This is a genomic window from Streptomyces sp. NPDC051913, assembly GCF_044593635.1.
Taxonomy (GTDB): domain Bacteria; phylum Actinomycetota; class Actinomycetes; order Streptomycetales; family Streptomycetaceae; genus Streptomyces.
The window spans coordinates 61,076-81,847 of record NZ_JBIUCI010000017.1; the positions used below are offsets into that span (position 1 = coordinate 61,076).

Below are 20,772 nucleotides of genomic sequence, written 5' to 3' on the forward strand. Positions count from 1 at the left end.
TGGGCTTCGGGGTGGCGTGCTGGCGTGTGATGGCGGGCTCCCAGGGTCGGGTCGGTGCGGCAGACGGATCGGCAGGTGGATTCCAGCATGACGTACCCGTCGGTCGCCAACAACTATTGACGTCAACAATTATTGCTCTTAGCTTCGATCTCGAAGCGGTACTCATGCTGAAAGGACCCCTCCCGTGCCCAGCATCGATCTCTCCGGCAAGGTCGCCGTCGTCACCGGCAGCGGCCGGGGCCTCGGCCTCGCCTATGCGCACGCCCTCGCCGCCCACGGTGCCCGCGTGGTCGTCAACGACATCGACGAGGCCGTCGCCGAGCAGGCCGTGAAGTCCATCACCGAGGCCGGCGGCACGGCCGTCGCCGAGGTCGTCCCCGTGGGCACCACCGAGGCCGCCGAGCGGCTCGTGAACCGCGCGGTCGAGGAGTTCGGACGGCTCGACATCCTCGTCACCAACGCCGGCATCCTGCGCGACAAGGTGCTGTGGAAGATGACCGACGACGACTTCGACGCGGTGATCACCACCCATCTCAAGGGCACCTTCACCTGCGCCCGCGCGGCCGCCGTCCGGATGCGCGAGCAGGGCGAGGGCGGCTCCCTGATCCTGGTCGGCTCCCCGGCCGGCCAGCGCGGCAACTTCGGCCAGACCAACTACGCCGCCGCCAAGGCCGGCATCGCCGCCTTCGCCCGCACCTGGTCCATGGAGCTGGGCCGCGCGAACATCACCGTCAACGCGATCGTGCCCGTCGCCGCGACCGCGATGACCGAGACGATCCCCGCCTTCGCCCCGTACATCGAGGCCATGAGGAACGGCGAGCCGCTCCCGGACTTCCTCCGCAAGGGCGAGGGCTTCGGCACCCCCGAGGACTGCGCTGCCCTCGTCCCCTTCCTCGCCTCCGAGGCCGCCCGCGGCATTACGGGCCAGGCCATCGGCATCGGCGGTGACAAGGTGGCACTCTGGTCGCACCCGCAGGAGATCAGCACGGCGTACGCCGACGGCGGCTGGACCCCCGACACCCTGGCCGACGCCTTCCCGGCGTCGGTGGGCGCCGAGCTCCAGACCGTGGGCATTCCGGCCCCGAAGCTTCCGGAGGCGTGATGGACCTGGAGTCTCTTGTCGCCATCGACGTACACACCCACGCGGAGGTGTCGTCGAAGGGCCACTCCTCGCTCGACGACGACCTGCACGACGCCTCCTCCGCCTACTTCAAGGTCGAGGGCAAGCGGAAGCCGACCCTGGAGGAGACGGCCGCCTACTACCGCGAGCGGAGGATGGCCGCGGTCATCTTCACGGTGGACGCGGAATCGGCGACCGGCACCGCACCCGTCCCCAACGAGGAGGTGGCGGAGGCGGCAGCCGCGAACTCCGACGTCCTCGTCCCCTTCGCCTCCATCGACCCCTTCCGCGGCAAGGCGGGCGTCAAGCGGGCCCGTCGCCTGGTCGAGGAGTACGGGGTGAAGGGCTTCAAGTTCCACCCCAGCATCCAGGGCTTCTTCCCCAACGACCGTTCCGTGGCGTACGCCCTGTACGAGGTCATCGAGGAGACCGGCACCATCGCCCTCTTCCACACGGGCCAGACGGGCATAGGCGCCGGAGTCCCGGGTGGCGGCGGTATCCGCCTGAAGTACTCCAACCCGCTCCACGTGGACGACGTGGCGGCAGACTTCCCCCACCTGAAGATCATCCTGGCGCACCCGTCCTTCCCCTGGCAGGACGAGGCCCTGGCGGTCGCCACGCACAAGCCGGGCGTCCACATCGACCTCTCCGGCTGGTCCCCGAAGTACTTCCCGCCGCAACTCGTCCAGTACGCGAACACCCTGCTCAAGGACAAGGTCCTCTTCGGCTCCGACTTCCCCGTCCTCACCCCCGACCGCTGGCTCGCCGACTTCGCGAAGCTGCCGATCAAGGACGAGGTCAGGCCGAGGATCCTCAAGGAGAACGCCGCCCGTCTGCTCGGGCTGACCAAGCCATAAGGGGCCGTAGATGCGCAACGAGGGACTGGGGTCGTGGCCCGCACGCCGGGCCCGCAAGACTCCGCACCGCACCGCGCTGGTGCACGGCGACACGGCATGGACGTACGCGCAACTGCACGAGCGCACCACCCGCCTCGCCCACGCACTGCGCGCCCGGGGCGTGCGGCGCGGCGACCGGATCGCCTACCTCGGCCCCAACCACCCCTCCTACCTGGAGACGTTGTTCGCGGCGGGCACCCTCGGCGCGGTCTTCGTCCCCCTCAACATCCGCCTCGCGGGACCGGAGATCGCCTACCAGCTCAGCGACTCCGGCACCAGGGCACTCGTCTACGGCCCCCAGTACGCGGGCCTGGTCGCGGGCCTGCCGGGCGACACGGACGTGCGGGCGTACGTGGAGGTGGGCGCCGAGTACGAGGCGGAACTGGCGAGTGCGGCCACGGGCGACCCGATCGACGAACCGGTCGCCCCCGACGACACCTGCATCATCATGTACACCTCGGGCACGACCGGCCGCCCCAAGGGCGCGATGCTCACCCACGCCAACCTGACCTGGAACGCGCTCAACGTCCTCGTCGACACCGACCTGATCGCCGACGAACGCGCCCTGGTCTCGGCCCCGTTGTTCCACACGGCGGGCCTGAACATGCTGACGCTGCCGGTCCTGCTGAAGGGCGGCACCTGCATCCTGGTGGAAGCCTTCGACCCTTCGGCCACCTTCGACCTGATCGAACGCCACCGGATCACCTTCATGTTCGGCGTCCCGACGATGTTCGAACAGATCGCCCGCCACCCGCGCTGGCCGGACGCGGACCTCTCCTCCCTCCGCATCCTCACCTGCGGCGGCTCACCCGTCCCCACCTCGATGATCGCCGCCTACCAGGAGCGGGACCTGACCTTCCTCCAGGGCTACGGCATGACGGAAGCCTCCCCCGGCACGCTCTTCCTGGACGCCGAACACGCGGTCACCAAGGCCGGTTCGGCGGGCGTGCCGCACTTCTTCAGCGATGTACGGGTCGTACGACCGGACATGGCACCGGTCGACGTCGGAGAGACCGGCGAGGTCGTCCTCCGCGGCCCCCATGTCATGCCCGGCTACTGGGGGTTGCCCGAGGAGACGGCCGCCTCCTTCACGGACGGCTGGTTCCGCAGCGGGGACGCCGCCCGCGTCGACGAGGACGGCTACGTCTTCATCGTCGACCGCCTCAAGGACATGATCATCTCGGGCGGCGAGAACATCTACCCCGCCGAGATCGAGGACCTGCTCCTCACCCACCCCGACATCGTCGAGTGCGCGGTCATCGGCGTACCGGACGACAAGTGGGGCGAGGTCCCGCGCGCGGTCGTCGTGCCCCGCGAGGGCGCCTCGCTCGACCCCGGCGACGTGCTGGCCTCCCTCTCCGGCCGCCTCGCCAAATACAAGATCCCCAAGTCGGTGGTGCTCGCGGCCGAGCTGCCGCGCACCGCCTCCGGAAAACTCCTCAAGTCCCGCGTCCGTACCCGCTACGGCAACAGCTAAGGAACCCCATGAGCATCACCGTCAACGGCCTCGACGAACTCAAGAAGCTGGCCGGCGCCGACCTGGGCACCAGCGACTGGATCGAGGTCACCCAGGCCCGCATCGACACCTTCGCCGACGCCACGGGCGACCACCAGTGGATCCACGTCGACCCGCAGCGCGCGGCCGAGGGCCCCTTCGGCGCCCCGATAGCCCACGGCTATCTGACCCTCTCCCTCTTCATCCCCCTGTTCACCGAGCTGTTGGACGTCCAGGGCGTCACCACGAAGGTCAACTACGGCCTGAACAAGGTCCGTTTCCCGTCTCCGGTGAAGGTGGGCTCGCGGATTCGGCTGGTGGGGAAGCTGGCGGAGGTCGATGAGGTGGCGGGCGGGGTGCAGATCGTCGTCGACGGGGTGATCGAGATCGAGGGTGGGGGGAAGCCGGCGGCGGTGTTGCAGAGTGTGTCGCGGTTCTACGTCTAAAAGAGCGTCGGGGCGGTCCGGGGCGATAAGCTGTCCTTGCCGTCAGGGATTCGGTGCCCCGGTCACTCAGTTGGAGCGTGCGGTCTGCGCGCGGGGACCGATCGGTTGTAACGTGCCGGCACTTCCCGCCGCCTGACACTGTGCGGGAGTGCATCACTCGCTCCTTCCTGCATCGGGACCGCCGTGACGAATTCAGCAAACACCAAGCCCCAGCCAGCGGTTGCCACCCCTTCCCCGTGGCTCCTGTCGCCGAGTGACACATCGTCCGGCCTGCGCAGCGTGCGCGGCGTCCGCCGCGCCCTCGCGTCCACGCGGACACCGGGCAGGGCCGCGAGGGCCTTCCAGTCCAGCATCTGAGATCACCTGATCTCCCGTCATGTCCGGTTCGTACGGGCCGTTTCGGCAGCTCGTGTTGAAGGTGCACAGCAGATGCGATCTCGCCTGCGATCACTGCTATGTCTACGAGCACGCCGACCAGAGCTGGCACACCAAGCCTCTTCGCATCACGCGGGACAGGGTCTCCTGGACGGCCCTGCGACTCCTGGAGCACGCCAAGTCTCATCAGCTCTCCTCCGTGCAGGTCGTTCTGCACGGAGGAGAGCCGCTCCTGCTCGGCCCCCGTCAACTGCGATCCGTGTGCGCCGAGTTCACCGCCGCCTTTCAGGGGGTGTGCGCCTTGGACCTGCGCATTCACACGAACGGTGTCCAGCTCCGTGAGCATCACCTCGACCTGTTCGCGGAGTTCGGGGTCAAAGTGGGCATCTCCCTGGACGGCGACCGCCAGGCCAACGACCGGCACCGCCGGTTCGCCGACGGGCGCAGCAGCTACGACCAGGTCCTCGACGCGGTCACCCTGTTGAACCAGGACCGATATCGCCCTCTGTTCGCAGGGATCCTGTGCACCGTCGACGTGCGCAACGACCCCGTCGCCGTCCATGACGCGCTCCTCGCGCTGGACCCTCCCCGCATCGACTTCCTGCTCCCGCACGCCACCTGGGACACCCCGCCCCCGCGGCCCGACGGCGTCGCCACCCCGTACGCCGACTGGCTCTTGAAGGTCCACGACCGCTGGAGCGCGCTCGGACATCCCGTGCCGGTGCGCCTGTTCGACTCGATCGACAGCACGCTCCGCGGTGGCCCCAGCGACACCGAGGGACTGGGTCTTGAGGCACCGGGCATCGTCGTCGTCGAGACGGACGGCACGTACGAGCAGACGGACTCCCTGAAGACCACCCATGACAACGCGCCCGCCACCGGGATGAACGTGTTCGAGCACAGCCTCGACGCGGTGGCCGACCACCTGGACACGAACGCTCCCGGACAGGGCCCGGCAGACCTGTGCGCCCAGTGCCGGGGCTGCCCCGTGGTGCACTCCTGCGGCGGCGGACTCCTCGCCCACCGCTACCGCGGTGCCACCGGGTTCCACAATCCGTCCGTCTTCTGTGCCGACCTGATGGCCCTCATCCGGGGCATCGACCGGGGCACCGCAGCCGACGAGGACCGGGTGATCGGGGCGTTCGATCCGATGGCCGACGGGACCGACGACGGCGACGCCGTAAGGGAACTGGCCGCCGGACGGCGGCGCCTGACGCACCAGTTGCTCAATCTCGTGGGCCAGGAGCGCTCCGCTCAGGCCGACCCGCTGTGGCGCGCCTCATGGCGGCTCGCGCAGGACCTGGCGCGACGCGACGGCGAGCTCCTGGAGCCACTTCTGGCTCACCCCTACACCCGGACCTGGGCCGCACGCTGCCTCGACGGCGCTGCCCCGCCCGAACACCTCGCCTCTCTCATGGCCGCCCTCGCCCCGGCCTGCGAGACGCCCGTCGACGTGCCCGTGCGCGACGGGTTCGTCCACCTGCCGGGACGCGGGCGCCTCGCCGTCCGGACGGCCCGCGCGACCGTCGGAGTGACCGCGGCCGACCTCGTGGGCCCGCAGTGGGAGCCGCTGCGCAGCGTGCGCACAGACGGGCTGCACGTCGTACTGGACGACCTCGACCTCTACCGCGACTGCTTCGACGCCCCCGTCTGTGACCGGCCCGACGACATCGAGGCGGAGCGCCGACGGCGGGTTCTCGAACAGGCCTGGGCCCTGGTCCGGACGGCGGTTCCGGCCGTGGCGCACGCCATGACGCGAGGCGTTCGCGTGATCACCCCGCTCGCCGCTCCCGCCCCCGAACGCGTGTTGCCCGGCGGTGGGTTCACCGCCCTGGGCGTCCACCTCACCGCCGACCCGGTGCGGGTCGCCGTCGACCTCGTGCGGGGCTTCCGTGCCGGACTGCTCGATGCCCTGCTCGACCAGTGCACGCTGTACGCGGAAACGGACACCCGCACCGGCACCCTGCTCCTCGACACCTATGCCCGCGCGGCCACCGACCCCCTGCTCCGCGATCCCGCGGATTCCCGCCGCACGCGGACGCAGTGGGAGGTACTCTCAGCGGCCCCCTCGCTCACCCCACTCGGACGACGGTTCGTCGACGGCATCGGACGGAGCCTATGACTGTGACCACCCAACTCGTCGAGGAGCTGGCGGCCCTCGGCGTGCTGGCCGGGACCGTGCTGCTGGTGCACGCCGCGTGCCGGAACCTGGGCACTTCGCCCGGCGCCGTCCTGGCCGCCCTGCTCCGCGCTCTCGGACCGGAGGGCACCCTGGTCGTGCCGACCTTCACGGCCGGCAACTCCGACACGTCACCGGCGTACCGCCGGTGCACCCTTGGCATGACGGAACGTGAAGCGGCCGCCTATCGAGCGGCGATGCCACCGTTCGACGTCCATCGCACGCCCTCGCAGGACATGGGTGCGCTCGCCGAGAAGGTGCGGCTCAGCCCGCGGGCGGTGCGCAGCGCCCATCCACAGACATCGTTCGCCGCGCTCGGTCCCCAGGCCGTCGAGCTGACGGCCGATCACGACGAGGCATGCCACCTGGGCCCGGACTCACCGCTCGGCCGACTGGAGCGCGCAGGGGCCCAGGTGCTGCTGCTCGGCGTCGGTTTCACCGTGTGCACCGCCTTCCACCTCGCCGAATACCGCCTCCCCGACCCGCCCCGGCGGGAGTACCGCTGTGTGGTCGGACGCGACGGCACGCGCCGCTGGACCTCTTTCAAGGACGTGGACCTGGACGACAGCGACTTCGGCGCCCTGGGAGCCGACTTCGAGCACTGCCGAGCCATGGGCCCGGACCCGCTCGTCCGTACCGGTCGCGTCGGCGCCGCATACGCCAGGCTGTTCCCGCTGGCCCCCGCCGTCGACTTCGCCACTGGCTGGCTGTCCGGAAATAGACCCCGTCACATTCCTCCAGCATCGTCACAGGGAGCGGCGCAGTTCCTACACTGAGTGTTCACCCTCAGAGGTGTGGGGGACGGGATCGGGGGGTCGCGTGGAGCCGACGGAGCCTGCGGGGGCGGACGCCACCGCTCCCTACTTCTTTCTGAGTTACGCCCACATCCCGTCGGCCCGTCCCGACGAACCCGACCCGGACCTGTGGGTGCACCGTCTCTTCCGCGACCTGTGCGAGCACATCCGCAATCTGACCGCACACCCCGGCGCGCCCGGGTTCATGGACCGTTCGCTGCGAGCCGGCCAGATCTGGAGCGACGAACTCGCCGACTCCCTCGGCGGCTGCCGCGTCTTCGTGCCGCTGTACTCGCCGCGCTACTTCATCAGCCCCTGGTGCGGTAGGGAATGGGCCGCCTTCGGTGAACGCCGGGCATGCCACCGGGACCCGGAGACGCGGGGCAGGCCCAGCGCGATCGTGCCGGCCCTGTGGGCGCCGGTGCCGGACCGCGGGCTCCCCGACTGCGTGAAAGAAGTGCAGTACGCGCATCCCGAACTGGGCGACCGCTACCGCACCTTCGGCCTGTACGGACTCGCCAAGCTGCACGCGTTCCGCCGCGACTACCAGAAAGCGGTGTTGCACCTGGCCAGGCGCATCGTCGAGGTCGGTGAGAGCGTGGTCGTCGAACGCGGGGAACCGCACGGCCTGAACACCGCACAGGATGCCTTCGCCACCCTGTCCACCACCGCCGTCGCGCCGCCCGGGCGGCGGCTGCGGATCAGCGTGGCGGCGGGCAGCCTCGGCCGGCTGCCCGAAGGGCGCAGCGCCCATTACTACGGCCCCACACCCCTGCACTGGAACCCCTACCACCCGGAGTCCGAGCAGCCGCTGGCCCAGGTCGCCGCAGGCATCGCCACCCGCCTCGACTTCCGTGCCGACGTGAGCGAGTTCGACGAGCGGTCCGCTCGCTGCGACGCCCCCGAAGTGCTGCTCCTCGACCGCTGGGTGCTGCGCGACCCCGGACACCGCACCCGGCTCGTCGAGTACGACGCCGGGGAGGGGCCCCCGGCCGGTCTGGTCGTGCCGTGGAACGACGACGACCCCGACGGCGACGAGGCGGAACACGAGCTGGCCGCGCAGCTGGACGCCACTCTCCCGCGCCGGGTGCGGCAGGGCCGCGACGCCTGCCGGGCCGCCGTACGGGGGGTGCCCGACGAGAGGTCCTTCCGCGAGGTGCTGCCGCGCGTAGTGCGCTGGGCGGAGGGCCAGTACCTCAGAAGTGCCCCGCCCGTGACACCGGCCGGGCAGGCCGCCCCACGTTTCCGCCTCGGCGCCTCCGGGGGATGGGTGCCGACAGCGCACCCGGAGGACGAGAAGGAGGCGCACGATGAACGGGCCTGACGGACCCGGCGGCAGCCAGGGCCGCATCGTGACGTTCTACTCGTACAAGGGCGGCACCGGCCGGACCATGGCCCTCGCCAACGTCGCCTGGATCCTGGCCGCCAACGGCCACCGCGTCCTCGCCGTCGACTGGGACCTGGAGGCCCCCGGCCTGCACCGGTTCTTCCACCCCTTCCTCGACCCGGGCACCGTCGGCGCCACCACCGGAGTCGTCGACCTGCTCCTGGAGTACGCCTGGGCAGCCACCGGCGACGGCGCTGCCCCCGAGGAACGAGCCCCCGACTGGCATCGTGAATACGCCCGCGTCCAACGCCATGCCGTCTCCCTGAACTGGCTGTTCCCGGAGCCCGGCACCCTCGACCTGGTGCTCGCCGGCCGACAGAACCGTGACTACGCCTCCACGATCGCCACCTTCGACTGGGACAACTTCTACGACCGGCTCGGCGGCGGCCTGTTCTTCGACGCGCTGCGCGAGAACATGCGGCAGAACTACGACTACGTCCTCATCGACAGCCGCACCGGCCTCTCCGACATCGCCGACATCTGCACCGCGCACCTCCCGGACGTCCTCGTGGACTGCTTCACCCTCAGCGACCAGAGCATCGACGGCGCGGCCGTCGTCGCCCGCGACATCCACGAGCGTTTCCAGAGCCGACGCATCCGCGTCCTGCCCGTCCCCATGCGCATCGACGAGGGCGAGAAGGAGAAGGCGGACGCCGGGCGTGCCCTGGCCAGGGCACGCTTCGACGGATTCCCGACCGGCCTGGACGAGGACGGACTCGCCGGCTACTGGGGGGCCGTCGAGATCCCGTACCGCCCCTACTACGCCTACGAGGAGACCCTGGCCGCCTTCGGTGACGAGCCCGGCGTCTCCACCTCCCTGCTGGCCGCGTTCGAACGCCTTGCCGGCGTGATCAGCGACCAGACCGTGACCCGGCTGCCCCGCATGCCGGGGGACGTGCGCGACGGCGTCAGGAGGAAGTTCAGCCGCGCCCGCATCCCGCTCCCGGCGGAGCTGAGACTCAGCTACGCCGCCGAGGACCGCCTGTGGGCCGACTGGATCACGGACCTGCTGACGCGAGCCGGATTCCGCGTGCTGCCGGGGTATGTCGGCAGTTCGGAGGACGGCGCCGAACAGCCCGCCGACCGCACGGTCTTCGTACTGTCCCCGGCCTTCCAGCGCTCCGCACGCGCCCACCGTGTGTGGCAGGCGGCCACCGGCGACGACCGCCGTCAGATCGTCGCGGTCCGCGTCGGCCCGCTGCACCCGGCGAGCACCTACGACGAGCGGCCGTGGCTCGATCTGACGGCCGGTGACGAGCGGGACGCGGCTGCCGCTCTGCTCGCCGCCCTCGGCCGCCCGGCCCAGCCGGTGGAGGGAGCGGACGCCGTCACCGACGCCGACACCCGCTTCCCCGGCACGGTGCCCCGCTTCTGGAACGCCGCACCCCGCAACGCCCAGTTCACCGGCCGCAGCGCCGTGCTGGAGCGGCTGCGCGACGTCCTGGGCCACGGCACCTCCGGCCGGACTCCGTCGCCGTACGCCTTGTGCGGGCTGGGGGGAGTCGGCAAGACCCAGATCGCGCTGGAGTACACACACCGGTTCGCAGCCGACTACGACGTGATCTGGTGGATCAGCGCCGAGCAGCACGAGTTCGTGGTGGAAACCCTCGCGGACCTGGCCCGCCGACTGGGGCTGCGCACCGGCGACGACGTCGCTCAGGCCGCCCGAGAAGCCGTCGACCACCTGCGCCAGGCGTCCGGCCTGAGGTGGCTCCTGGTGTTCGACAACGCCGACGAGCCCGATGAGATCAGGCGCTACTTCCCCGGCGGCACCGGGCATGTGCTGGTCACCTCCCGCAACCGGGCCTGGCTGCAGCACGTCGAGGTGCTGGAGATAGAGCCCTTCCTGCGCGAGGAGAGCGTCGAACGCCTGCTGCGCCGGGCCCCGGACCTGCGGCTCGACGACGCCGACCTGGTCGCCGCGGCCGTCGGTGATCTTCCTCTCGCCCTGGACCAGGCGGGCGCCTGGCTCGCCGAGACCGGCACCCCGGTCGACACGTACCTGGCCGAGCTGGAACAACAGATCGTGCAGGTGATGTCGTTGGACACGCCTACGGACTACCCGCAGCCGGTCGGCGCCACCTGGAACGTCTCCATCGAACGACTCAAGGAACGCTCCCCGGCAGCGGTGCGGCTGCTCCAGCTGTGCGCGTTCTTCGGTACCGAACCCATCTCCATGAAGTTGCTCTACAGCGACCCGATGGTGCGCGTCCTGGCCGCGGAGGACCCCGCGCTCCACGAGAAGCTGTTCGTGGGTCGGGTGATCAGGGAGATCGGCCGGTTCGCCCTCGCGCGGGTGGACTCGGCCACCCAGTCGATCCAGGTGCACCGGCTGGTGCAGGCAGTGATCCGCTCCGAGCTCACGCCCCAGGAGCAGGCCGAGGCACGCCACACCGTGCACCGCATCCTGGCCGCCGCCAGGCCGTCGGGCAACGAGCCGGTCGACGACCCCGAGAACGGGCCCCTCTTCGCGGCGATCTGGCCCCATCTCGAAGCATCGGACGCCGCCGACTGCGACGAACCGGAGACCCGGCAACTGCTCATGGACCGCGTCCGCCATCTGTGGCGGCGCGGCGACCTGAACCTCGCCCTGTCGCTCACAGAGGAACTGCGCACCCGGTGGCAGAGCCGGCTGTCCGAGAACCTGGACGTGGCACTCCAGACCCAACTGCTGCGCCTGCAGACCCAGACCGGCAACGTACTGCGCTCCCTGGGCCGGTACACCGAGGCGGCGGAACTGGGCTTCGCCACCCTGTCCGGGCAGCGCGCCCTGCTCGGGCCGGGCCATCCGCACATCCTGATGACGGCCACCGCACTCGCCGCCGACCTCGGCAGCCTCGGCCGCTTCGAGGAGGCCCTGGAGCTGGCCGGCGAGGCGCACACGGGCTTCGAGGAGCTCTTCGGCGAGAACCATCCGCGCACCCTCAGCGCGCGCAACAACCTCGCCCTGTGCATGAGGCTGCTCGGCCGGTACGCCGAGGCCCGCGCCCTCGACGAGGAGATCTACGAACGCCGCCGCACCCTCCTCGGGAGCGCGCACCCGCACACCCTGTTCACCCTCACCAACCTGGGGCGCGACCTGCGCGAGACGGGCCACTACGAGGAGTCGGTGTCGCAGCTGAGCAGCAGTCACGAGTTGTACCGGGAGCTCTTCGGCGAGGACCACCCGGAGACGCTGCGCACCGCCAAGAGCCTTGCCGTCTCCCTGCGCCGGGCGGGCATGGCCGACGGGGCCCGCGTCCTCACCGAGCAGACGCAGGAACACCACCGCCTGCGCGAGACTCCCGTGACCACGCCGGACGTCCTCGACTGCACCCTGAACCACGCCTGCGACCTGTACGCCACCGGCGCCCGCGGACGGGCCTTGGTCCTGGCACGGGACATCGTGGGGCAGTACCGCGCGGCGCTCGGCGAACGTCATCCGGCGACTCTGGCCGCGGTCAACAACCTCGGCATCTTCCTGGGCGGTTCGGGAGAGCCCGGTCAGGCCCGGCTGGTGCTGGAGCGCAACCTCGCCGCCCTGCGCACCGTGCTGGGCGAGCACCACCCCTACACGCTGTCCTCCTCGGTCAATCTCGCCAACGTCCTGGCGGAGCTGGGCGAGCCGGCCCGGGCCGAGGAACTGGAGCGGACGGCCCTCGCCGGCTTCCGTTCCGTCCTGGGCGGCCGCCACCCGGACACCGTCGTGGCCCGTGCCAACCTGGCCATCACCTTGCGTGCCCTCAACCGCATCACCGAGGCCGATGAGCTGCGGGCGAGCGTGCTGGTCGAGTTCGAGCGGCTGCTGGGCGGAGAACATCCGCACACGGTGAGTGCGCGTGAGGGCAGGCGCATCCACCAGGACCTGGAGCCGCCGCTCGTATGAGACCGACTCAGCCCTCGTCGTCCACGGCGCCGCGTACCGCCACCATGTCCAGCAGACGCCCCGCCGCCTCCCGGGCCAGCGGCGTCAGTCGCTCGTGCACCGCCCGGAACGTCTTCTCCGCCTGCTCCGCCGGCCAGTCGTCCGGCAGATGCTTCACCGGCAGCCGGGGATCGCGCCGGATGACCCGGAGCCACTCCGCCTGGAGCAGGAGGCGTTGGGCCAGAGCCTCGTCGGCTTCCGGTGCCCGCGTCTGCCAGGGCTGCCAGCGGTTGACGAACGCCGCGTAGCGGTCCGCGAGTTCGGCCAGTTCCCAGGTCTCCTCGATCATCGCGCCGATGTCCATGCCCGCGTCGGCGTGCGCGCGGAAGACCTTGACGTGGGCGGACAGGCCCAGCTCGGCGACGAGTTCGGCGACGTCGACCTCGCCGGGGGCGATCCACAGGCCGCTGAACAGGGGGCCGAAGCCGGACCAGGTGAGTTTGGAGCGCAGGTCGTGGCGCTGGCGCTGCCAGGACTCGGGGAGGGAGAAGCCGAGCAGGGTCCAGGTGCCGTCCCAGTGGCGGTTGACGGCGCCCGTCTGCCAGATGCGGCGTTCGCCGTCCCGCAGGACCGCCGCCGAGTGCTCGGTCAGGCCGAAGTACATGCGGCGACCCTCGCGCTGCCGGCGCAGCAGGCCGCGGTTCACCATGCGGGTGAGGGTGGAGCGCGTCGCCTGTTCGCCGACGCCGACACGGGCGAACACGTCGATGACGCTGCCCGAGTACACGCAGACGTCACGCCCGAGCACCTGGTCGCCCAGGAACGTGAGCATGAGGGACTGGGGCCGCAGCGACTCTTCCGTGGTCACGCGGCCACCGTACCTCCCTCCGATTCAGCTGGTGACCTGGTGGTACGAGGACTTCGTCAGGCGCCCGCCACGTCGACGAAGACGGGGTTCGCATAGAACCACGTGTCCGCCCACGGGTCACCGTCACCGGGCGTGTGGGGGATCGGGCCGTTCGGGTCGATCGACGCGCCGAGGTAGCCCGCACCATGGCGGTTGCCGTCGCTGCCGCGCAGTCGGAGGTAGAAGGACTCGTCCCCCGCGGTCAGCGGGATGCGCAGGGTGTACGTCCCCCTGCGGCCGCTCACGTCCTTTGTCTGTACGACCTTCGTGTCCGGCGCCAGCCAGGCGTCACGGTCGGCGGAGGCACCGCGCACCGCGCCCCGGATCACGTCCACGTGCGCCAACTCCGGCAGGATCCCCTGGGGGTTGGGCCGGGACGCGGTCGTGACCGTCACGTACAGGCTGATCTTCTCGCCCTTGCGGACCCGCAGCCGGCCGCCGAGCGTGACGCCGCGGCCGGAGTCGCAGTCCCGCTTCAGGCGCACGTCGAGGCCGTCGAGCAGATGCCCGTGGTCCAGCCAGACGCGGCCCGCGCGCAGGCCCGCCATCACCGCGCGGTAGCCGTAGCGGGTGACGCCGACGTGGGTGCGGCTGAACTCGCCCGGCCAGAAGTCGCTGCCCGGCTGCGGGGTGTCGGTGTTCACCGGGTCGGGCAGCTTGCCGGTGTTGTCGAAGTTCTGGCCGGCCGGCCAGTCGCCGTTCTTCCAGGTGTCGAAGACGGTCCGGTGGTTGTCGGAGTTGGTGGTGATCGAGAACAGCCTGCCCTCGGCCAGCATCGCGTCCCACAGGCCGCCGACGGTCGCCGTCGCCCAGTCGAAGCCGCCGTACGTCACATACGCCTCGGCCGGATAGCCCGCCCAGGACTGCGCGGACGGCTTGTTCTCGTACTCGCCGCGGATCGACGTGGCCCCGCGCCAGCCGGGCAGGGCCGCGCCCTGGGCGCCCGGTGCGCCCTCCATGCCGATCATGATCTCGGGGGCCGCGTCCCGCCAGTTGCGCATCTCGTGCGGGGAGTCGATGCCGAGGCGGAGGGGGTGGTTGGCGATGACCAGGACGTCGTCGACGTATCCCGAACGGCGTTGTTCCGCGAGCCACTTGATCGCCTTGACGGCATGCGCCTCGTTGCGGGCGGTGTCGGTCGCGCCGGCCGAGCCCTCGGTGTAGCCGAGCAGCTTGCCGTCGTAGGCGAGCTCGAACCGAGTGAGCAGATCGGTCTCGTGGGGGCCGGGGGCCGCGAAGACCGTGCAGTGCTCGGCGGCCGGGATGTACCACTCCAGGCCCTGGAAGATCAGCTGGCGCGGGTTCTCGGCTCGGGCCTTGACGATCTCGGCGTGCTCCAGCTTCGCGCCGTACGCGGCGTGGCCGAAGTTGGAGTGCTCGTTGAACACCATCCAGTCCAGGCCGTACTTGGCGGCGGCCCTGGCCTGCTGGGAGAACGTGTACTTGGCGTCGTGGCTGTAGACGGAGTGGATGTGGTGGTCGCCGACGAGGTAGGCGAGCCGCGGGTCGTCGCCGCCGAGCCGCTGTTGGGCGGCCTCGGCGGGCACCGCCGCCGCGCCGAGGGCGAAGGCCGCGCCGAACAGACCGGCGCCGCGCAGGAGCCCGCGCCTCGACAGGCCCTGCGGGTCGAGGTCGGCGGGGGAGACGGAGGGGTCGGCCCAGGAGGGCAGCTGCTGTTCGGTCATGACGGTCCTCGACAGGTCAGTGGTTCATGAAGGACGTGACGGGCAGCGCCCGTTCGACGATGCGGACGTCGCCGAGGCGTCCGTGCAGGATCTGGTCGATCTTCCCGCCGTACTCGTAGCCGCCGAGCAGCCAGGGGAGTCCGACGGAGGTGATGCCGGTCGATGTCGCCCTGGGGTTGCGGACGACCGGGCAGCCCTCGACGTAGAGGGTGGTGTGCCGGCCGTCGTTGACGATCGCGAGGTGCCACCAGGTCTCCAGCGGCGTCTCCTGGCCCCAGTTGGTGGCGATGCCCTCCTGGTTCAGCGGGCGCATCGCCCACTGCGGCTCACGGTCGTTGGAGAGGGACAGCGTGGCCAGCGGCTCGTCGGGGTCGTCGGCGGTCTTGCCGGCGGCGCCGCCCGTGCCGGTACGGCTGACGATGCCGGACCAGGCGTGGTGGCCGGGGTCCCAGTCGGCGGGGAGGCGGTAGAAGGCCTCGATGGTGTAACCGGCCTTGAACATAGCCGAATTGAGCGGGGCGCCGTCGACCGTGCGCAGATACGCGCCCTTCAGCGGTGACTTGTAGCCCTGGAACTCCAGGCTGCCGTGGCCGGGTTGGTCAGGATGGTGGTCGGACGACCAGCCGAGCGTGCCGCCGCCGACCGTGACGAGGCTCAGGTCGTTGCCGCGCCCGGACAGGTCACGCACCTTGTCCGTCACCGCGCTGTCGAACCGCCAGTAGGCCACCGTGCCCGCTATCAGCATCCGTGACACCGGACGGGCCGGACGGGCGGGAGCCGGCGCGAAGCCGGAGAAGCGGTCGGCGAAGTCGATGTCGACGGTGAACCGGTCGGTGTCACCGCTGAGTTCGATCTCCTGCCGCTCCAGCTCGTTGAGCCCCTTCCCGGCCCGGCCCAGGATCCACGGCGAGACCGTCTCGACGTCGATCACGTTCCGGTCCAGGTCGAAGCGGTAGAGCCGGATCATCGCGGCCCCGCCGAAATAGCGGTTCTGGTAGTTCGTCAGATGCAGATGGACGTCATGTCCGGCCGCGTTCCTGCGCGTTGCCCGGGCTGCCGGCCAGTAGTGGCCGTTGAGAGTGAGGAAGATCTGGTCGTGGTCCGCCACCAGGCGGTCCCACAGCTGCTGCCCGTACGTGGACAGCGTGTCGTCCTCGACGACCAGCTCGTGCGTGGTGAGGATGACCGGCGTCTTCGGGTGTGCGGCCAGCACCCCTTTCGCCCACGCGTAACCCTGGTCCGACAACCGCCAGTCCAGTGCCAGGACCAGCCACTCCCGGCCCGCGGCCCGGAAGAGATGGAAGGTGTTGTAGCCGTCGGCGGACGCCCCGCCGAACGTCGGCTTCCCCTTGAACCGGTCCGGGCCGAACGCGTCCAGGTAGGGGGTCGCCCCGCGCTGGTCGGTCGTCGACGACTTCACGTCGTGGTTGCCCGCCAGGACGCTGTAGCCGACACCGCGCCGGTCGAGCAGCTTGAACGCCTCGCTGATCGCGGCGACTTCGGCCGAGGACCCGTTCTGGGTGAGATCCCCGAGGTGGGACAGGAAGACGATGTTCTCGTCCTTCCCGTGCTCCAGCAGATAGCGCAGCGAGGCCTCGACCGGCGCCTTGTCGATGCTCGGCCCGTCGAAGAGGTACTGGGTGTCGGGCATGACGGCGAGGGTGAAGCGACGGCTGTCGGTGTCCGGTCGCCCACCCGATGCGGGGGCGGCCTCGGCCGCGGTCGGCAGCGCGACCCCGGCCGTGGCCGCGGCGCCCAACAGGGCTGTCGCCCGCAGGAAGCCGCGCCGTCCGGCGCCCGCCTGGGCATGCTCGGACCCGTGTTCGGGCAAAGTGCACACGTGTGCTCCGTAAGGGGGGTGAGAACCAGGGGAGTTCAGAGAACGCTCAGGGTCCAGCTCCAGCGGTGGACACCCGGTGCGACGAGATAGGACGGGAAGGTGTCGGGGCCGCACGACGCCGTGCCGAGACCCCGGTGGGCCGCGTCGAGGTGCACGACGCACCCGAGGCGCGGGACCAGCTGGTCGTGGTGGGCCACCGCGCCCAGGTCGGCGGCCCGGTGGCGCGTCACCGACACCTGGCGCGGCTCGTCGAGCGCGACCGCGAGCCCGGTGGCGTCCGGCGCCGACAGCCTGAAGTGCCGTACACCGTTGCGGCCGCCGCTCTCCTGAGGCCGCAGATAGGGGGTGAACAACTCGTCCACCGGCACCGAGTGGTGGCCGACGGGCGCGGTACGGCGGTCGGGGTACGACTCCCAGGGCCCGGGCCCGTACCACTCCATCAGATCGAGCCCCGGCACCGTCTCGAAGACGGAGCCCACCCGCGCCACATCGGCGAGGGCGTCCGGCAGTTCGGCCGACTCCTCGATCCGCACCCCGCCCTCGACGGGCGTGAACACCTGCACATGCCGTACGACACCCACCTCGGCGGCGTACTCGGCCAGCACGGTGACCTGGTCCCCGTCCCGGCGCACGTCGACGACCTTGCGGACCAGGGCGTCAAGGCCCCAGGCCCGCCAGCGCAGTGCCATGCCGCCCAGCTCGTCGTTGTCGGTGGGCGCCCGCCACAGGGAGAGCGCGGGGGCGGCGGCGAGGAGAGGGTGGACGAGCAGACCGTCGTCATCCACCTGGACCGTGCCGGAACGGTTCTCCACGGCGGAGACCGTCGCCTCCCGCAACCGCACCTGCGGCAGACACAGCACGGTCCCCGCGGGCGCCCACGCCTCCTCCCGCGCGGTCGTCACCCGCAGCGTCAGCCACGCCTCCCCACCGTCCACCGGCAGCGCGAAGGGGAGCGGCACGGCCGCGGTCTCACCGGGCCGCAGGTCGGGCAGGTCGGCCGGCGCGGTCAGGACCCGGCCGTCGGCGAGCGACAGCGCCCACTCGCCGGACAGCCAGTCCAGGCCCCGGAAGTGCTGATGGTTGCCCAGCACGATGCCCTCGTGCCGGTGGGCCTCGATCCGGACCGGCGCCGCGATCTCCCGGTGTTCGTACATCACCGGCTTGGGCGTGCGGTCCGGGAACACCACGCCGTCCGCGATGAACGCCCCGTCATGGAGGCGTTCGCCGAAGTCGCCGCCGTACGCCCAGCGGTGTCCGGGCGCGGCGACACCGTTGTCATAGAGCCCGGCGCCCCCACGCCCGACCGGTCTTCCGTCGCTCACGCGCTGAAGGATTCCGTGGTCCCAGAACTCCCAGATGAACCCGCCCTGAAGACCCGGGGTGGACTCGATGGCGGCCCAATGGTCGGCCAGCGTGCCGTTGCTGTTGCCCATGGCGTGCGAGTACTCGCACTGGATGAGCGGCTTGGTCTGCTCGCCGGACAGCGCGTGCGCCACGCAGTCCTCCAGCGGCGCGTACATCGGGCAGGCGATGTCGGAGGCCACCCCCGGATCCGCCCAGCCCTGCTTGGCGGCGCCCTCGTACTGGATCGGCCGCGTCGGATCGTGCCGGCGCGCCCAGCCGGCCGCCGCGTCATGGCCCGCGCCGTAGTCGGACTCGTTGCCGAGGGACCAGATGATCACCGAGGGGTGGTTCTTGTCGCGCAGCACCATCCGCGAGACGCGGTCCACGAAGGCGTTCAGATAGCGCGGGTCGTCGGCGATCTCGTGGGCGTGGTCGTGGGACTCGATGTCCGCCTCGTCGACGACGTAGAAGCCGAGTTCGTCGGCGAGGTCGTACAGACCGGGGTCGTTCGGATAGTGGGCGGTGCGGATCGCGTTGAAGCCGAAGCGCTTGAGCAGGACCAGGTCCGCGCGCATGTCGTCGTACGACACCGTCCGCCCGGTCAGCGGATGGAAGTCATGGCGGTTGACGCCCCGGATGTAGACCCGCTCACCGTTGACCAGCAGGTCCCGGCCGACGATCTCGACGTCACGGAAGCCGATCCGGTGGTACGACGTGTCGGCCACCGTGCCGTCCGCGCGGTGCAGTCGGACGGTCAGGCCGTACAGCTCGGGCGTCTCGGCGTTCCAGGTGCGGACGTCGGCGACGGTGGTCCGCATCCGGGCCTCACCGAGGAAGTCGGAGACGCGTTCGTCCTCGGTGTTGAGGCGGTCGAACTCCGCGTCCTGCGTCAGCGGGACTCCGTCGAGGTCCCCGCTGACGTACCAGCCCTCGGGCAGCGCCCCGCGCCTGTCCCGCACCTGGCAGTCGACGCGCAGTTCGCCGCTGTACGCGGCCCGTACGGTCACGTCGGCGAGGTGCAGCGGGTCCGTGGCGTACAGCAGCACCGAGCGGGTGAGGCCGCCGTGCCACCACTGATCCTGGTCCTCGATGTGTGAGGCGTCCGACCACTTGACGACGGTGAGGCGCAGGGTCGCCGACGAGCCGGGTCGCACCACGTCCGTCAGGTCGAACTCGGCCGCCAGATGGGAGTCCTTGGAGAGGCCGATCGGCCGCCCGTCCACGTGCACGAGCAGCACACTCTCCGCGGCGCCGACCTGGAGGACGATCCGGCGTCCGGCCCAGTCGGCGGGGACGTCCACTTCCCGCTCGTAGACGCCCGTCGGGTTCTCGGCGGGCGTCGAAGGCGGGACCTCCTCGAACGGCATGCGGATGTTCAGGTACTGCGGCAGGTCGTCCGTGCCCTGCATCGTCCAGACGCCGGGGACCTGGGCGGACGACCAGGGACCGCCGACCGGCGCGTCCGGAACGGGCAGCAACCGGAAACGCCAGTCGCCGTCCTGGGGGAGTGATCCGGAGCGCCGGTCGACGGCGTTCATGGGGAGCCGACCCCAGGAGGTCACCTCGGGTGCCTCCCAGGGGCGCAGGGCGATGAGCGGATCGTGGTTCATCCGCGGACGGCTCCCTTCGCGAGGTCGCCGATGATCTGCTTGGCGCCGACCGCGAAGACGATCAGCAGCGGGATGAGGGCGAGCAGTGCGCCCGTCATCACGATGCCGTAGTCCGTGGTGCCGTGGGTGCCGTTGAGCTGGGACAGGGCGACCTGCAGTGTCACGTTGTCGGGGTTGGTGAGGGCGATCAGGGGCCAGGCGAAGTCGTTCCACTGGCCCATGAAGGTGAAGATGCCGAGGAAGGCGAGGCCGGGGCGGACCACCGGCAGCGCCACATGCCAGTACTGGCGCAGGAAGTTCGCGCCGTCCAGCTTGGAGGCGTCGAGGAGTTCGTCGTGGATGGCGCTCTTCATGTACTGGCGCATCCAGAAGATGCCGAAGGCGTTGGCCGCGGCCGGCACGATCAGCGAGGTCATCGAGCCGATCCAGCCGATCTTCGCCATGATCACGAACTGCGGGATGACCGACAGCTGCGCCGGCACCATGAAGATGACCATGAGCAGCCCGAACAGCACGTTCTTGCCGGGGAACTCGAACTTGGCGAAGACGAAGGCGGCCAGCGAGTCGAAGAGCAGGACCAGGAAGGTCACCGACACCGCGACCAGCAGCGAGTTCCACATCGACCCGAAGAAGTCGATGGCGTCGAAGAGATTGCGGACGTTCTCCAGGAAGTGCGTGCCCGGCAGCAGCTTGGGCGGGTAGGAGAAGATCTCCGTCGAGCTGTGCGTCGACATGATCACGGCCCAGTAGAACGGGAAGGCCGAGATCAGTGTGCCGATGATCAGCGGGAGATGCAGCGCGATCCCTCTGCGGCGAGATCCCTTGATGGAAGTCATGATGCGCGCGCCCT

The 20,772-nt window shown here is 70.6% G+C and carries 13 protein-coding genes; 8 read left to right on the forward strand and 5 right to left on the reverse strand.

Annotated elements, in window-relative coordinates; all coding sequences use genetic code 11:
* The first annotated feature begins 184 nt into the window (after positions 1-184).
* From ACIHIX_RS37660 to fxsT, 8 genes are all read left to right on the forward strand, one after another.
* Entirely contained in the window at positions 185-1,102 is a 918-nt protein-coding gene (locus tag ACIHIX_RS37660) for an SDR family NAD(P)-dependent oxidoreductase (protein ID WP_399964394.1), read from the forward strand.
* Positions 1,102-1,977 carry an amidohydrolase family protein gene (locus ACIHIX_RS37665; RefSeq protein WP_399964396.1) on the forward strand — a complete coding sequence of 292 codons (876 nt, stop codon included), beginning with the start codon at positions 1,102-1,104 and terminating at the stop codon, positions 1,975-1,977. Before ACIHIX_RS37660 ends, ACIHIX_RS37665 begins: the two co-directional genes overlap by 1 nt.
* 10 nt (positions 1,978-1,987) lie before the next feature.
* A complete protein-coding gene (locus ACIHIX_RS37670; protein ID WP_399964398.1) occupies positions 1,988-3,493 on the forward strand; it encodes a long-chain fatty acid--CoA ligase in 1,506 nt (501 codons plus the stop codon).
* Positions 3,494-3,501: 8 nt separating this feature from the next.
* Positions 3,502-3,957, forward strand: a complete 456-nt coding sequence (locus tag ACIHIX_RS37675; protein ID WP_399964400.1) for a MaoC family dehydratase — start codon at positions 3,502-3,504, stop codon at positions 3,955-3,957.
* Between the two features lie 376 nt (positions 3,958-4,333).
* Entirely contained in the window at positions 4,334-6,454 is a 2,121-nt protein-coding gene (locus ACIHIX_RS37680) for an FxsB family cyclophane-forming radical SAM/SPASM peptide maturase (protein ID WP_399964402.1), read from the forward strand.
* The gene (locus ACIHIX_RS37685; protein ID WP_399964404.1) at positions 6,451-7,287 is read left to right on the forward strand and encodes an aminoglycoside N(3)-acetyltransferase; all 837 of its coding nucleotides are present in this window, start codon (positions 6,451-6,453) and stop codon (positions 7,285-7,287) included. Before ACIHIX_RS37680 ends, ACIHIX_RS37685 begins: the two co-directional genes overlap by 4 nt.
* A 43-nt stretch (positions 7,288-7,330) precedes the next feature.
* Positions 7,331-8,629, forward strand: coding sequence for a TIR-like protein FxsC (locus tag ACIHIX_RS37690; RefSeq protein WP_399964406.1), 1,299 nt, complete (start codon positions 7,331-7,333; stop codon positions 8,627-8,629).
* The gene (gene fxsT, locus ACIHIX_RS37695) at positions 8,616-12,557 is read left to right on the forward strand and encodes an FxSxx-COOH system tetratricopeptide repeat protein (RefSeq protein WP_399964408.1); all 3,942 of its coding nucleotides are present in this window, start codon (positions 8,616-8,618) and stop codon (positions 12,555-12,557) included. The genes ACIHIX_RS37690 and fxsT overlap by 14 nt, the downstream gene beginning before the upstream one ends.
* A 7-nt stretch (positions 12,558-12,564) precedes the next feature.
* Here fxsT and ACIHIX_RS37700 read toward each other — a convergent pair whose 3' ends face one another.
* From ACIHIX_RS37700 to ACIHIX_RS37720, 5 genes are read right to left on the reverse strand one after another with little or no spacing between them, the layout of a single operon-like run.
* Complete coding sequence (locus ACIHIX_RS37700; RefSeq protein WP_399964410.1) at positions 12,565-13,404, reverse strand: PaaX family transcriptional regulator C-terminal domain-containing protein; 840 nt, start codon at positions 13,402-13,404, stop codon at positions 12,565-12,567.
* Positions 13,405-13,460: 56 nt separating this feature from the next.
* A complete protein-coding gene (locus tag ACIHIX_RS37705) occupies positions 13,461-15,128 on the reverse strand; it encodes a histidinol-phosphatase (protein WP_399964412.1) in 1,668 nt (555 codons plus the stop codon).
* A gap of 16 nt (positions 15,129-15,144) precedes the next feature.
* Positions 15,145-16,968, reverse strand: coding sequence for a LamG-like jellyroll fold domain-containing protein (locus ACIHIX_RS37710; protein WP_399964414.1), 1,824 nt, complete (start codon positions 16,966-16,968; stop codon positions 15,145-15,147).
* 35 nt (positions 16,969-17,003) lie between these two features.
* The gene (locus ACIHIX_RS37715; protein ID WP_399964415.1) at positions 17,004-19,922 is read right to left on the reverse strand and encodes a glycoside hydrolase family 2 TIM barrel-domain containing protein; all 2,919 of its coding nucleotides are present in this window, start codon (positions 19,920-19,922) and stop codon (positions 17,004-17,006) included.
* Positions 19,919-20,758, reverse strand: coding sequence for a carbohydrate ABC transporter permease (locus tag ACIHIX_RS37720; RefSeq protein ID WP_399964417.1), 840 nt, complete (start codon positions 20,756-20,758; stop codon positions 19,919-19,921). Before ACIHIX_RS37720 ends, ACIHIX_RS37715 begins: the two co-directional genes overlap by 4 nt.
* Positions 20,759-20,772 lie beyond the last annotated feature (14 nt).

Coding starts and splice junctions, on each gene's coding strand:
- ACIHIX_RS37680 (WP_399964402.1), top strand. CDS start 4,334: ATGTCCGGTTCGTACGGGCCGTTTCGGCAGCTCGTGTTGAAGGTGCAC.
- ACIHIX_RS37670 (WP_399964398.1), top strand. CDS start 1,988: ATGCGCAACGAGGGACTGGGGTCGTGGCCCGCACGCCGGGCCCGCAAG.
- ACIHIX_RS37715 (WP_399964415.1), bottom strand. CDS start 19,922: ATGAACCACGATCCGCTCATCGCCCTGCGCCCCTGGGAGGCACCCGAG.
- ACIHIX_RS37685 (WP_399964404.1), top strand. CDS start 6,451: ATGACTGTGACCACCCAACTCGTCGAGGAGCTGGCGGCCCTCGGCGTG.
- fxsT (WP_399964408.1), top strand. CDS start 8,616: ATGAACGGGCCTGACGGACCCGGCGGCAGCCAGGGCCGCATCGTGACG.
- ACIHIX_RS37720 (WP_399964417.1), bottom strand. CDS start 20,758: ATGACTTCCATCAAGGGATCTCGCCGCAGAGGGATCGCGCTGCATCTC.
- ACIHIX_RS37665 (WP_399964396.1), top strand. CDS start 1,102: ATGGACCTGGAGTCTCTTGTCGCCATCGACGTACACACCCACGCGGAG.
- ACIHIX_RS37705 (WP_399964412.1), bottom strand. CDS start 15,128: ATGACCGAACAGCAGCTGCCCTCCTGGGCCGACCCCTCCGTCTCCCCC.
- ACIHIX_RS37675 (WP_399964400.1), top strand. CDS start 3,502: ATGAGCATCACCGTCAACGGCCTCGACGAACTCAAGAAGCTGGCCGGC.